We start from the raw sequence: 13,299 nt of genomic DNA on the forward strand, positions 1-13,299 counted from the left end.
CAGCCGCACGGCAGATCCTGTGTCACGTGCTCTCAGCCGGCAGCGGGCAGGTGTGGGGCGATGAGCCGCAGGGCACGGGGCAGAGCCTCGCCCACGACAGGATCGTCCAGGCCCGGATGCGTTCCCTGCGGCCAGTACCGCAGGTCCTCGCTCCTGGTCCAGATGACGCGTCCGCTGGTGCCTGTCTCCAGGGTCTCCAGGCTGGTGGCAGCCAGGTCGTCGTCACGCACGACGACGGCGGTCCGCGCCCTCATGCCCTCACCGCTCGCGTCCCACCGCGGGCTGGTCTCGATGAGGCGCCACACCGTGCCCTGAGCCAGCACGTGCCAGCTCGACGGCCACCAGCCCTCCAGCCCCTCGCACAGGGGCGCCTCGACCACTCCTCCCTCCGCCAGCGGTGGCGCAGGCGTAGAACGCAGCCGCCTGACACCCTCCAGGAGCTGACCGGCGAGAACAGTTCGTCCGCCGTGCGCCGCACCGCTCCTCGCGTTCGCACCGGTCTCCGGCTCGCCGGGCCGCGGCCGTGGGGGCGAGGCTAAGGGCTCTCGTGCGATGAGCTCGTCCTGCCCGTGCCGCCAGGCCACGCAGAGCAGGTCCTCACGCTCCTGGTAAGCCTCAGTGACGACCTGGAGGATCTCGACCGGGTACGAACCGGGCCAGGTCACCGTCTCCGCCCTGCCCGGCAGGAGGACACAGGCCAGGGTCACCTCCGGCCAGCCACCCAGCACCGGGACGGCAGAGCCGCCAGCGTACCGACCACCTGGGGCCACCGGCCAGGGACTGATGATCACGTCGCTCACGGCAGTCATCCCGACTGCCTCACGGCTCAGGCCCGTGGGAATCGTGAAGGGACACACGTTCATTCTTTGCTGCTCTTCCCGCACGAGAACGATGCGCATATGCTTCATATGCGCTACATGTTTCATCTACAGTAGCGCTCAGTCGCATTCAACCAAAGGAGATTGACATGCGCCCCCCAGAATCGCCGCACTGATTGTCACGCTCTGCCTCGCCTTCCTCGCACCGCCGAGCCACGCTGCGACAGCCTTCGATGAGCACGCACTGCGAGACTGGTTGACCTCCTACGGGGTTCCAGCCGAGCTACAGCAGCACACAGCTGACAAGGTCCAAGCCGGCGAGCAGCTCGAGGCCGATCAGGAGTACAAGGGCTCACCCGATGAGACCCATTCAGCAAACACTAGTTTTCGAAAAGTGTCTGGATGCACGTACAAGAGTGCGGGCAGCGCCTGGGTCGGATACTGGACAAACTGCCGAGCTGAGCACGCCAACACGTACGGAAGCTTATTCGTGACCGTCAACTACGAGAACATCGCGGGGTCTGGTTCACGCATCACGAGCTACTGGGGCGCTGGCGGTCACGCCACCTACGGTGGAGGCTCCTTCCGCGCCCAGCGGATCTCCGCCAACAAGATTCTGGTCCTCGGGGACTTCCACAGCTACGGAGGGCAAGACACCGACACCAAGGGAATGTACGTGACGTCCTCCGGGCCGGGCCTCACGACATCGACCTACTAGTCACCTGCCACACCAAAGTAGAAAAGGACAATCAATTCCATGGAAACCTGGTTTGACTACTGGATCTTCAGCCAGCACCTCGCCATTTTCATTGGCGTGATCGTCAGCAGTTGCGCGCTTGTGAGCATCGCTCGATCACTGCGTCAAGTCGTCAATATCTTACGACGCGACAAGAATTCGCAGGAATAACACGAATTCACCGAGGCTGATATCAGATTGCTGATCGTTAGAGCAGCACCGTGGAAAAGGTGCCGACCCGCTCGAAGCCGAGCCCACGGTAGAGGGCCAGCGCGGGCGCGTTGAAGTCGTTGGCATACAGGCTCACCGTCCCGTCTGACCCCACGTGGTCCCGACGCACCGCGTCCACGGTCGCCGCCAGCGCCGCGCTCGCCACCCCCCTGCCTCGCAGGTCGGGGCGGGTCCACACGCCCGTCAGCTGGGCGACGCCCGGCTGCCCCGGCGGGCTCCACACCGCTCCGACGTCGGCCTTGAAGGCCACGGACCTCGGGCCACCGGGCAACGGAAGCCGTCCCTCGCCGTCGTCAATGACGACGTAGCTGCGCCCCACGGCCACCAGCCAGTCCACGTGCCGGGCGTAGGAGCCACCGGCGCTCATCGGGTCGTAGCCGAGCTCGGAGGTGAACATCGCGACCGAGGCAGGCAGGACCAGGGGCTCCTCCCCCGGCTGCGCGGCACGTAGTGCCGTGGCGACCCACTCCAGGCCCGGGCGACGTGCCAGCGCACGGTCCGTCAGCCCGCCTGCGACCGGGGGCGCCACGAGGAGAGGCTGGTTCCAGCGCTCCTCACGCGATCGGGTCCCGCCCTCAGCCAGGGCCCGCCACACGGGCTCGACGTCGCAGGCAGGGCCGAACACCGACCCTCGGTTGACCAGCCGACGACGTGCGTGGTCAGCCAGGGCCCGCACCTGGGCACGGCTCGCGCCGTCGTGTCCACGCTCGGTGCGGGCACCCAGCCCGAAGGGGATAACCGATCCGGTCGCCCAGCCTCCCCCGTCAGGATGGCCCACGCGCCCGGCCACGACGACGTCGCCGTGCCCCCAGCGGCTCCAGCGCAGCAGCTGGTGAGCCAGGTTCGCTCCGCCTACGGGGTCGAGAGCGCACAGCGCCAGCAGCCCGTCAACCTGGTCCCGGCCGACAGCGGTGACAGGGCGGTGGATGATCCTCATTGTCGTGATGTCAGGGGCAGGTCCTGCCCGCAACAGGCAGTGACAGCAGCCTCACGCAGTCACGACGGCGGGACTGGTGCCGGCCAGCGCCTCCTCGCCCAGCTCAGAACGCATCTGGTCAGCCATGTCCTGGGCGTGGCGCAGCAGGGTCTCGACGACCTGGTCCTCAGGCACGGTCTCCACGACCTTGCCGTGCACGAAGATCTGGCCCTTGCCGTTGCCCGAGGCGCACCCCAGGTCCGCCTCACGGGCCTCGCCCGGGCCGTTGACGACGCAGCCCATGACGGCCACTCGCAGCGGGGCCTGGACGTCCTTGAGCCCCTCCTCGACCTTCTCGGCGAGGTCCCACACGTCCACCTGGGCACGTCCGCACGAGGGGCAGGAGACGATCTCCAGCTTGCGCTCGCGCAGGCCCATGAACTCCAGGAGCTTGGTGCCGACCTTGACCTCCTCCACCGGAGGGGCGGACAGGGAGACGCGGATCGTGTCCCCGATGCCCTGGGCGAGCAGGGTGCCGAAGGCGGCGCAGGACTTGATGGTGCCCTGGAAGGCCGGCCCGGCCTCGGTCACGCCCAGGTGCAGGGGCCAGTCACCCTGCTCGGACAGGAGCTGGTAGGCCTGGACCATCGTGACGACGTCGTGGTGCTTGACAGAGATCTTGAAGTCGTGGAAGCCGCACTCCTCGAACAGGCCCGCCTCCCACACCGCCGACTCGACCAGGGCCTCAGGGGTGGCCTTGCCGTGCTTCTTGAGCAGACGAGGGTCCAGGGAACCGGCGTTGACGCCGATGCGCAGGGACACGCCGGCGTCGGCGGCCGCCTGGCAGATCTCCTTGACCTGGCCGTCGAACTTGCGGATGTTGCCGGGATTGACGCGCACGGCGCCACAGCCGGCGTCGATGGCCTGGAAGACGTACTTGGAGTTGAAGTGGATGTCCGCGATGACGGGGATGCGGGACTGCTTGGCGATGATCGGCAGCGCCTCGGCGTCCTTGTCCGTGGGGCAGGCGACGCGCACGATGTCGCAGCCCGCCGCCGTGAGCTCCGCGATCTGCTGGAGCGTGGCACCGATGTCGTGGGTCTTGGTGGTCGTCATGGACTGGACCGAGATGGGGGCGTCCCCCCCGACCTCGACGTCCCCGACCCGAATCTTGCGGGTAGGACGGCGTGGCGCCAGGACAGGGCGCTCCTCGCGCACGGTCGGGATACCAAGAGCGATCGCTTGAGTCACGTCGCCAGTATGGCACCACGACCCGCGGCCCTGGTTGAAGCCTGGCTCGCAGCGGTGTGGGATCCAGCGCACCGGCTCCCAGCACGCCAGGCCACGCGCCTGCCCCTAGAAGGGCACGACGGCGTCCAGCAGCTCGGCCAGCCCGAGCGTATGAAGCCCAGGCGGGTAGCCATGGGACTCAAAGGCACCTGCCCGCTGGCCAGGTCGGGGGCCGCGAGCCTCCAGGGAGGGCAGGTCTGAGGAGCCGGGACCTGACAGGCCCCGTTCCAGACGAGAGACGACCTCCTGCGTCACGGCACGCGCCAACGCCTGCGGAACCACCTTCTCGTCCTGAAGACGTTGCCGTGGACCGACCCGCAGGGGCATCAGGCGAGTGGTCCCGTCCGGATCCCGCCGGTAGCAGGCGCCCGAGGGTGTTCGCCACACCAGCGCCCCCTCGGAGGTCCGCGTGAGCGACCAGCCGGGAGAGTGCTTGAGGTAGTGGTGCGCCTGGCACAGGAGGGTGAGGTTGTCCGCCGAGGTGGTTCCTCCCTGAAACCAGGGGCGGACGTGGTCGAGGTCGCAGCGAGAGGCAGGAACCTCGCACCCCGGATGAGCACAGAAGACGTCCCGGGCACGCACCGCGTCCGCCAGGGCAGCAGGAGGGCGGTAACGGCGGCGGCCGACGTCAAGGACCACGCCGCTGACCGGGTCAGTGAGCAGACGACGCCAGGTACCCCTGGCTGCCAGCGCCACGGCGACAGCCGCAGGGACAGGGGCGTGACCACCTCCCACACGGAGGGCCGCGGAGCCGGTGCCCTCGTCAGCGAGCAGCGCCTGATCCGACGACGCTTCCTGGTACCTGGCCAGGACGTCCACCGGCACCGTGACGTCCACACGGATATCAAGGCCTTCAGGAAAGGGCACAGGCCCCACGCCCGACGGCGTCCACCACGGGCTGGTCGAGGAGACAAGAGCGCTTAAAGAGGACAGCAGCCGCTCAAGGGGCACGCCGTCCGGGCAGCGCCGCACCACGGGCGCTGACTGGTCTCCGAGTGACAACGCGCCAGACCCACGAGCATCCTGGTCCGCATCGCGCTGGCTACGCCGTATCACGCCCAGGCTCATCGAGACCAGGGCGTCAGCCCGTAGCTGTGCAAGCGTACGAGCGTCCCCCGCCGTCCTGGCCGAGGCCGCCACGGCCTCCAGGGTCGCGTCCAGGAGGAAGGCGTCCGGGGTCGGCAGGAGCAGGCGCATCTCGCTCGTGCCTACCCCGGCTGGCCGAGGTCGTGAGACGTACCGGCCAGCCACGTCGCGGCGTCGACGCCGTGAGACTCCCTCGGGATCCGAGGCCGCGAGCGCCCTGTCCAGGTCGCGTGCCAGCTGTGCGTGAGTCCGGTGCGCCGCCTGAGGGAGCACCTCGCCCTGCACCTGCTGACGCTGCTGGCTGCCGACCCCGTCCAGCCGTTGCTCCACCACCGAGAACTTGGCGGCGTCGATCACGCCTGCCCGGAACAGGCCAGCAGCGGGGCTCAGGTCCGGGTCGCACAAGGCCTGACCGCGCCTGAGAACCGCGGCGGCACGCCGTCGAGAGACCCCGAGCCGGCACGCGATCTCGTTCTCCGCGCTGATAGTCGCCTGCTCCAGGCTCATCAGCCGTGCTGGGCGTGCCGAGGACTCACACGAGTCCTCGTTCTCCATCTGCGCCAGACCACGCTCCAGCGCAGCCGCCATGAGCGCCTGCACCCAACCAGCCCAGGCCTCCAGGCGGGCGCAGGCTCCCACCAGCTCCCGGATCCAGGCGGGGTCCAGACGTGACAGCCCTTCCACCAGCCCCAGCGTCTCGCCCCGAGCCAGTCCTGACACCACCGGTGTCGCGGCATCGTCGTCGACCCGCTCACCGCGCCCGCCCGCCGGCTGCGAACCGGCCGCAAGCAGACGCTCGACGACTCCCGCCAGCGCCGCACCCGGCGCTATCGCCCCCAGGAGGTCCGCCACCGGGGCGTCACCACAGGCCTCATGACCACAGGCCTGGTCGCCCGCGCCAGTCATCAGCGCTGAGGCGTCAGCCAGCCCGCACGAGCCTTCCCGCCACGTCCCCGCACCGGGAACGTGACAGGACTCCAGACCTCCCGCGTCGAACACATGTACATACTAGTGGACAGCATCCCGGAAGGGAATACCAAACGACATGTGAGATCCTCAAAGACACCCACCCGATAAGATCCCCGCGCCCAGCGCTGAGCACACCAAGGCAGGCCCAGCAGGTACGGCTCCTCAGCGCAGCCCCCCCCCGCCGTCAGGACCTACAGAGGCGCGACGATGTCCACCCAGATGAGCACCAGGGCCATCACGACCAGCAGGACGAAGACCACCTGCCCCACCGGCAGCATGCGCGCGGTATCGACGTACCCGGGGTCCGGCCGCCCTCGCAACCGCGCCCAGGTGCGCCGCAGCCCTTCCCAGCAGGCGCCGGCCACGTGACCTCCGTCCAGCGGGAGCAGGGGAACGAGGTTGAAGGCGAAGAGCGCCAGGTTGAGCGAGCCCAGCAGCGAGAGCATGGAGTACAGCCTCACTGAGAAGGGGACCGCACCGGTCTCAGCCCCGGCGCTGGAGACCTCTCCCGCGATCCGCCCCATCCCGACCAGGCTGATCAGGCCCTGCGAGCTACGTTCCTCCAGCCCCAGTCCCGCAGCGACCGCGTGGTAGAGCCCGACCGGAATCGTCACGATCGCCTTGAGCGTCTGCCCGACGGCGGAGACCACCTGCCCGGTGACCTCGCCAGCCGGCACACGGATAGTCCCCAGCGCAGGTCCGATACCCACGTAGGGCCGCTCCTGGGTCACCACCTGGCCAGCCGCGTCCTTGGACGGCGTACCGTCGTCGGTATACACCACACGTGCGACCCTCACCGGCGTGACCTGAAGGCTGGTCCGGGCCCCGTCCCGCTCGACCACCACCGTGGCGGTCTGCGTACCGCCGTCGGCAATGGCCTGCTGGACCTGCGACCAGCGGGACACCGCCGCGCCGTTCCAGGAGACGATCTCGTCGCCAGGCTCCAGACCGGCCGCAGCGGCCGGCGAGGCAGGGTCGGCGTCGGTGCACTGCTGCGCCTGCGAACCGCGCACCCCGTCGACGTCAGCCGGCACGCAGGCCGATACCGAGGCGAGGGAGGAGGTGTCACCAGGTTGCCCGACCACGCCGAGCGCCACCGCGAGGAGCACGATGCCCAGCACGAGGTTGGTCAGGATGCCACCGGCCATCACCACCAGCTTGCGCGGCACGCTCAGCCGGTAGAAGGCCCGGTCCTGCTCCTCAGGCCCCAGCTCTGCCAGCGCCTCCTCACGCGCCTGCGCCACCGCTGACCCCGGCCTGTCCGGCCGTCCGGGCCTGGCCGGAGGCAGCATGCCCAGCAGCCGCACGTACCCGCCCAGCCACACGGCCTTGACGCCGTACTCGGTCTCACCGCGCCGAAAGGACCACAGACGCGGACCGAAGCCGATGAAGTACTCCGGGACCTTCACCCCGAAGCGCTTGGCCGGCACCATGTGCCCCAGCTCGTGCAGCGCGACCGAGGCCCCGATGCCGACGAGGAGGACGACGATTCCCAGGACGTAGGCAAGGGTCGCGTTCACAGGTAGGTTCCTTTCACACCCGTCATGCGATCCGGTGCTGGGCGATGAGCTGCTCGGCGCGCTCACGCGCCCAGGTCTCCGCCTCCAGCACGGCGTCGAGGGTAAGGCCGGCGGCAGGCGTGCCCTGGTGCTCCGCCACCACCGCCGCGTCGATGTCGACGATATCCGTCCACGCCAGGCGCCCGTCCAGGAAGGAAGCGACCGTCTGCTCGTTGGCAGCGTTCAGGACCGCCGGGTGGGTGGCTGAGGACGCCACCGCGTGACGAGCCAGGTCGACGGCGGGGAAGGTCTGGGCGTCCAGAGGCTCGAAGTCCCAGCGTGCGGGAGCCTGCCAGCTGTTGGGGACGACCAGCCCAGACAGGTCGGCGCGTGCCGGCCAGGTCAGCCCCAGCGCGATCGGTAGGCGCATGTCCGGGGGGGAGGCCTGGGCGATGGTGGCGCCGTCGACCAGCTCCACCATGGAGTGGATGACGGACTGTGGGTGGACCGCGACCGTGATGTCGGCCGGGTCGACGTCGAAGAGCAGGTGGGCCTCGATCAGCTCCAGGCCCTTGTTGACCAGCGTCGAGGAGTTGACGGTCACGACCGGGCCCATCGCCCAGGTCGGGTGGGCCAGGGCCTGGGCAGCCGTCACCTTGCTCAGCTCGCTGCGCCGTCGGCCTCGGAAGGGCCCGCCCGAGGCCGTGAGCACGAGGCGGCGGACCTCGCTGCGCCCGGTCAGGACGGGAGAGGTCAGCCCCTTCTCGTGCAGCCCGGAGCGCAGGCACTGTGCGATGGCCGAGTGCTCAGAGTCCACCGGCACGATCTGCCCGGGGCGGCGCACGGCCTGTCTCACCAGCGCACCACCGACGACGAGGGACTCCTTGTTCGCCAGCGCGAGCGTCGCGCCGCTGGCCAGGGCAGTCAGCGTCGGGACCAGGCCGACCGAGCCTGTCACGCCGTTGAGGACCGTGTCGTGCTCACCCAGCCCGGCCGCCTCGATGAGGTCGCTGGCCGCCGTCGGGCCGGTCAGGACCTTGCGGACAGGATCGGGCTGTCCCGCCTGCCGCGAGGCACGGTCAAGGTAGCCACGTAGCCGCGTCTCCGCCTCGGGATCCGTCGAGGCGACGGCGAGAAGCGGCACCTCGTAGGCCACCGCCTGCTCGGCGAGCAGCTCCAGGTGGCCTCCTCCGGCTGCCAGACCCGCTACCTGAGGGGCGGGCCCTTCGTGCCCCTGGGCCAGGCGCGAGACGACCTCAAGGGCCTGGGTCCCGATGGAGCCGGTTGAGCCCAGCAGGACCAGCCGACGTGCACCGCCCTGTGCCACCCCCACGACGCTGCTCACTCGACCGACAGCAGGACCTCGACCACGCGGGCGAGGTAACGGTCCACCGAGGCCTCGTCATAGGCCTTGGAGCGCCGTGCGGCGGCGAAGACGGTACCGCGGACCTGGCTGGAGGTCAGCGTCGTGGCGGAGTCGAAGTAGGCGGCGACCTGGTCCATCAGGGCGTCCACGTCCTGCTTGGCGTAGCCAGTGTGCTCAGCCGGGCTGAAGCGCTCCCCCGCAGGACGCAGCAGGCGCGGGTAGAGGGTCGTGGCCAGCTCAGCGACCTGGTCCATCCAGGCCTGGCGCCCGTGCTCGGCGACGAAGTCAGCACGACGACGCTGGAGGAAGGCTGCCTCCAGGCGGTCAAGCGCGGCGTCGACGGCGTCAGGCTGGTAGCCGCCACGCACGATGTCAAAGGCGACCGTGCGCACGCCCTCAGAGTCCATCTCCTCGACCTCGCCGGCGTCATAGATCTCGTGGGCGGTAGCGAAGTAGTGGTCGACCTGCTCTGCCCGGTAGCCCCGGCGCATCAGACCCGTCCTGGGGAACATGTCGCTCATCGCCTTGTCCTTGCCCTCTCCTGGTTGAGCACCTCCGTGGCCAGCTGGCCACAGGCGCCGTCGATGTCGCTGCCGCGGGTGTCACGCACCGTCGTGGTGATCCCCGCCCGCCGAAGTGTATCCACGAACCGCTCCTGAACGTCCGGCTCCGAGCAGGTCCAGATCGATCCGGGCGTCGGGTTGAGCGGGATGGGGTTGACGTGGGCCCAGCCACGGCCTCGGACGTTGAGCTCGTCCGCGAGCAGCTGCGCGCGCCAGGCGTGGTCGTTCATGTCCTTGATGAGGGCGTACTCGATAGACACCCGGCGACCAGTGGTCCTGTAGTAGTCGTAGGCAGCGTCGAGCAGCTCGCCCACCTTCCACCTGGAGTTGATCGGGATGAGCTCGTCGCGCAGCTCGTCGTCCGGGGCGTGCAGGGACACCGCCAGCGTCACCGGCATCCCCTCGGTGGCGAGCTTGCGGATCAGCGGGACGAGCCCGACCGTCGAGACCGTGATGCCACGGGCGGACATGCCGAATCCCTCAGGCGCCGGGGAGGTGAGCCGCCGCAGGGCAGCGACGACGTTCTTGTAGTTGATCATCGGCTCGCCCATGCCCATGAAGACGACGTTGGACAGGCGCGCCGGCCCTCCGGTGAGGTCCCCGCGCTCCGAGACCTGGGCGGCGTGACGCACCTGCTCGATGATCTCGCCAGCTGACAGGTTACGGGTCAGCCCCATCTGCCCGGTGGCGCAGAAGGGGCAGGCCATGCCGCAGCCGGCCTGGGAGGACACGCACAAGGTGGTGCGGTCCCTGTAGCGCATGAGGACCGACTCGACCCGGACGCCGTCGTGCAGCTCCCACAGGTGCTTGATCGTGCGCCCGCCGTCGGCCCGCAGGGCGCGCACCTCGTGGATGAGGTCAGGAAGGAGCTCGGCGGCCATCTGCTCACGCTGGGAGGCGGGCAGGTCGGTCATGTCCTGCGCGTCGCGGGTGAAGCGGGTGAAGTAGTGCCGTGAGAGCTGGTCGGCCCGGAACGCGGGCAGACCGGCGTCCTTGAGGACGGCCTTGCGGCCGGCCAGGTCGAGGTCGGCCAGGTGGCGCGGGGCCTTGCCCTTGGGAACCGGGACCGCGAAGGAAAGACGCGGCCGGGCGTCCGGCGTGGTCGCGCCCTCCGGGGCCTGGTCGGTGGGCATGACCTGGACCTGGCCGGCGGGGCGGGGACGACGGCGCAGCGCTACCGGCTGGGGCGCTCGACGGCGCGGGGAGTCCTGGCGGTCATTCACGGCTGATGAGATCCTCTCGACCTGGTGCCGCGCCCTCGCCTGCGGAGCGGTCCGCAGCGGGCGCGATGACGAGGCTACCTGCCAGCGGCCCTGTGCGCCGCAGCGCCGGTCACACCTTCCGGGCTCAGCCCAGCAGCAGGCTGGCGAGGTAGACCACCGGAGCGGCCACGAGGATGGAGTCGAGCCGGTCCATGATGCCTCCGTGCCCGGGAAGCAGGGTGCCCATGTCCTTCAGGCCCAGGTCCCGCTTGAGCAGGGACTCGCCTAGGTCCCCGAGCGTGGAGACGACCACGACGACGGCGCCGAGCACCGCCCCGGCCCAGACCGGCTCCCCCAGCAGCCACAGGCACAGGCAGCCTGCTCCCACCGCAGCCAGGAGCGAGCCGGCGAAACCCTCCCAGGACTTCTTCGGCGACACGCTCGGGGCCATCGGATGACGGCCGAAGGTGATGCCGGCCAGCCAGCCTCCGGTGTCGTTGGCAGCCGGCAGCGCGATAAGCGTCAGGACCTTGCCGACCCCGTGGTCCTGCGAGGCCAGCAGGACGGCGAAGCCTGCCAGCAGGGGCAGGTAGGTCGCGGCGAAGACGGCGGCACAGGCCGCCACGGAGCGTGAGCGCCGGACCGCGTCGTGAGCGGGGGTGCGAGGCACGCCGTCGTGGTCGCCCGCCTCAAGGTCGGTGCCGGTCTCAGCCTCGGCCTGGTCGAGGAAGCACCACAGCACGCACGCGCCTGCGGTAGCGATGTAGGCCCCGAGAGCGGCCTCAGCCCCGATGGTCCATGCGCACACGGCGACGCCCACCGTACCGATCCACAGCGGGGCCAGCGGCAGACGGATGTCCTTGCGCGCGAAGGCCCCGGCCAGCTCCCACAGGGCGCCGCACACGGCGATGACGACCAGCCCGACGAACAGGACCTTGTCCACCAGCAGGGACGCCAGAAGGACGCCGATGAGCACCGCCGCCACCCCGAGCGCAGCGGGCAGGTTGCGCCCTGCGCGCCCGGTGGCGGGCAGCGGTGCACGGTTACGGGTCGGCGGCGGGGTCAGCAGCGTGGACAGCACGGTCATAGGACGAGCCTGGGGCGGCGCAGGTTACGGGGACGTCGAGGCAGCCGGAGGGTCAGACCTCCAGCAGCTCAGCCTCCTTGACCGCCAGCGCGGCGTCGACGGCCTCGACGAAGCGCTTGGTCAGGGCGTCAAGCTCGCCCTCGGCGCGCTTGACCTCGTCCTCCCCGGCCTCGCCGTCCTTCTTGATGGCCTCCAGCTCCTTCTTCGACCTGCCACGGATGCCACGCACCTGGATGCGGGACTCCTCGGCGCGCGAGCGGGCAAGCTTGACGTAGTCCTTGCGGCGCTCCTCGGTCAGGGCCGGCAGGGTGACACGGATGACCGTGCCGTCGTCGGTGGGGTTGACACCCAGGTCCGACTCGCGGATCGCGGAGGTGATCTCCTTCATCGCTCCACGGTCGAAGGGGCTGACGATCACCGTACGGGCCTCGGGGATCGTGATCGAGGCCAGCTGCTGCAACGGAGTGGGGGCACCGTAGTAGTCGACCACGATCGAGCTGAACATAGAGGGGTTGGCTCGGCCGGTGCGGATGGAGGCGAGCTCACGCTTGGCGGCGTCCAGTGCCGCTTCCATCTTCTCTTCGGCCTCGAGCATGACGTCGTCGATCATAGGTCTTCCTTTGGTACGGGTCGGGTGGTCATGGTCAGTCAGTGATGGAGCCCGAGGGCTCACTCGGAGGTGGTCACCAGGGTGCCGATCTTCTCACCCAGCAGCGCCCGGGTGATGTTGCCGGCCTCGCCCATGCCGAACACGCGCATCGCCAGGTTGTTGTCGCGGCACAGGGCGAAGGCGGAGGCGTCGACGACCTGCAGGCCGTCCGCCAGGGCACGCTCGTAGGTCAGGTGCTCCAGGAGCCGGGCGTCAGGGTCCTGACGGGGGTCGGCGGTGTAGACGCCGTCGACACCGTTCTTTCCCACGAGCAGCTCGTCGCAGTGGCTCTCCAGCGCACGCTGGGCGGAGACGGTGTCGGTGGAGAAGTAGGGAAGGCCCGCGCCGGCGCCGAAGACGACCACGCGGCCCTTCTCCAGGTGGCGGATGGCTCGCAGCGGGATGTAGGGCTCGGCGACCTGCGTCATCGCGATGGCGGACTGGACGCGGGCGGGGACACCGGCCTTCTCAATGAAGTCCTGCAGGGCCAGGGCGTTCATGACGGTGCCGAGCATGCCCATGTAGTCAGCCCGGGCCCGGTCCAGGCCACGGCGGGAGAGCTCGGCGCCACGGAAGAAGTTGCCGCCACCGACGACGACGGCGACCTGCACGCCCTGGCGCACGGCCTCGGCGATCTGCCAGGCGGCGTCGGAGACGACGTCCGGGTCCAGGCCGACCGCGCCGCCGCCGAAGACCTCACCGGAGAGCTTGAGGAGGACCCGACGGGGGCGTTGTGCGGTGGCGTTCTCCTGATGCTGGGCGGTCATCAACTCTCTCCTGCTCTCGTATGTCCGACGGCTGGGATCTCGGCCTGCTTGCGTATCTGGGCCGAGCCTACCCGCAATGTCCACCGCCGTCCGTCGCCTGCAGGAGACGATGTCCCACTC

Annotated in this window: 12 protein-coding genes; 1 reads left to right on the forward strand and 11 read right to left on the reverse strand. The window is 69.6% G+C overall.

The annotated features are described in order from the left end of the window. Positions 1–32: 32 nt before the first annotated feature. Positions 33–800, reverse strand: coding sequence for a hypothetical protein (locus HRL51_RS07665; protein WP_172191102.1), 768 nt, complete (start codon positions 798–800; stop codon positions 33–35). A 508-nt stretch (positions 801–1,308) separates the two neighbouring features. Here HRL51_RS07665 and HRL51_RS07670 point away from each other — a divergent pair. Continuing rightward, the gene (locus tag HRL51_RS07670) at positions 1,309–1,536 is read left to right on the forward strand and encodes a hypothetical protein (protein WP_172191104.1); all 228 of its coding nucleotides are present in this window, start codon (positions 1,309–1,311) and stop codon (positions 1,534–1,536) included. A 226-nt stretch (positions 1,537–1,762) separates the two neighbouring features. On the opposite strand, the gene HRL51_RS07675 is transcribed toward HRL51_RS07670, so the two are convergent. The 10 genes from HRL51_RS07675 to pyrH form a co-directional block, all read right to left on the reverse strand. Then, positions 1,763–2,722: a GNAT family N-acetyltransferase gene (locus HRL51_RS07675; protein ID WP_172191106.1), complete on the reverse strand. Its 960-nt coding sequence runs from the start codon at positions 2,720–2,722 to the stop codon at positions 1,763–1,765. Positions 2,723–2,773: 51 nt separating this feature from the next. Further along, a complete protein-coding gene (gene ispG, locus HRL51_RS07680) occupies positions 2,774–3,952 on the reverse strand; it encodes a flavodoxin-dependent (E)-4-hydroxy-3-methylbut-2-enyl-diphosphate synthase (RefSeq protein WP_172191108.1) in 1,179 nt (392 codons plus the stop codon). 105 nt (positions 3,953–4,057) lie between these two features. Further along, a complete protein-coding gene (locus tag HRL51_RS07685; RefSeq protein ID WP_244960135.1) occupies positions 4,058–6,076 on the reverse strand; it encodes an HNH endonuclease signature motif containing protein in 2,019 nt (672 codons plus the stop codon). A gap of 161 nt (positions 6,077–6,237) precedes the next feature. Continuing rightward, a complete protein-coding gene (locus tag HRL51_RS07690) occupies positions 6,238–7,566 on the reverse strand; it encodes a M50 family metallopeptidase (protein ID WP_172191110.1) in 1,329 nt (442 codons plus the stop codon). Between the two features lie 22 nt (positions 7,567–7,588). After that, entirely contained in the window at positions 7,589–8,890 is a 1,302-nt protein-coding gene (gene dxr, locus HRL51_RS07695) for a 1-deoxy-D-xylulose-5-phosphate reductoisomerase (protein WP_172120929.1), read from the reverse strand. Further along, the gene (locus HRL51_RS07700) at positions 8,887–9,432 is read right to left on the reverse strand and encodes a DivIVA domain-containing protein (protein ID WP_172120930.1); all 546 of its coding nucleotides are present in this window, start codon (positions 9,430–9,432) and stop codon (positions 8,887–8,889) included. The genes dxr and HRL51_RS07700 overlap by 4 nt, the downstream gene beginning before the upstream one ends. Beyond that, a complete protein-coding gene (rlmN, locus tag HRL51_RS07705; RefSeq protein WP_425321754.1) occupies positions 9,429–10,607 on the reverse strand; it encodes a dual-specificity RNA methyltransferase RlmN in 1,179 nt (392 codons plus the stop codon). The genes HRL51_RS07700 and rlmN overlap by 4 nt, the downstream gene beginning before the upstream one ends. A gap of 214 nt (positions 10,608–10,821) precedes the next feature. Beyond that, positions 10,822–11,763, reverse strand: coding sequence for a phosphatidate cytidylyltransferase (locus HRL51_RS07710; RefSeq protein ID WP_172120932.1), 942 nt, complete (start codon positions 11,761–11,763; stop codon positions 10,822–10,824). Between the two features lie 52 nt (positions 11,764–11,815). Beyond that, positions 11,816–12,373 carry a ribosome recycling factor gene (gene frr / locus HRL51_RS07715; protein WP_172120933.1) on the reverse strand — a complete coding sequence of 186 codons (558 nt, stop codon included), beginning with the start codon at positions 12,371–12,373 and terminating at the stop codon, positions 11,816–11,818. Positions 12,374–12,432: 59 nt separating this feature from the next. Further along, positions 12,433–13,179: a UMP kinase gene (pyrH, locus tag HRL51_RS07720; protein WP_172120934.1), complete on the reverse strand. Its 747-nt coding sequence runs from the start codon at positions 13,177–13,179 to the stop codon at positions 12,433–12,435. Positions 13,180–13,299: the final 120 nt, after the last annotated feature.

The organism is Actinomyces faecalis (assembly GCF_013184985.2).
GTDB classification, from domain to species: Bacteria; Actinomycetota; Actinomycetes; order Actinomycetales; family Actinomycetaceae; genus Actinomyces; species Actinomyces faecalis.

What these genes read in the sequence shown, in the direction of transcription:
- HRL51_RS07700 (WP_172120930.1), bottom strand. Translation starts at nt 9,432, where the DNA reads ATGAGCGACATGTTCCCCAGGACGGGTCTGATGCGCCGGGGCTACCGG.
- rlmN (WP_425321754.1), bottom strand. Translation starts at nt 10,607, where the DNA reads ATGCCCACCGACCAGGCCCCGGAGGGCGCGACCACGCCGGACGCCCGG.
- HRL51_RS07710 (WP_172120932.1), bottom strand. Translation starts at nt 11,763, where the DNA reads ATGACCGTGCTGTCCACGCTGCTGACCCCGCCGCCGACCCGTAACCGT.
- pyrH (WP_172120934.1), bottom strand. Translation starts at nt 13,179, where the DNA reads ATGACCGCCCAGCATCAGGAGAACGCCACCGCACAACGCCCCCGTCGG.
- frr (WP_172120933.1), bottom strand. Translation starts at nt 12,373, where the DNA reads ATGATCGACGACGTCATGCTCGAGGCCGAAGAGAAGATGGAAGCGGCA.
- HRL51_RS07675 (WP_172191106.1), bottom strand. Translation starts at nt 2,722, where the DNA reads ATGAGGATCATCCACCGCCCTGTCACCGCTGTCGGCCGGGACCAGGTT.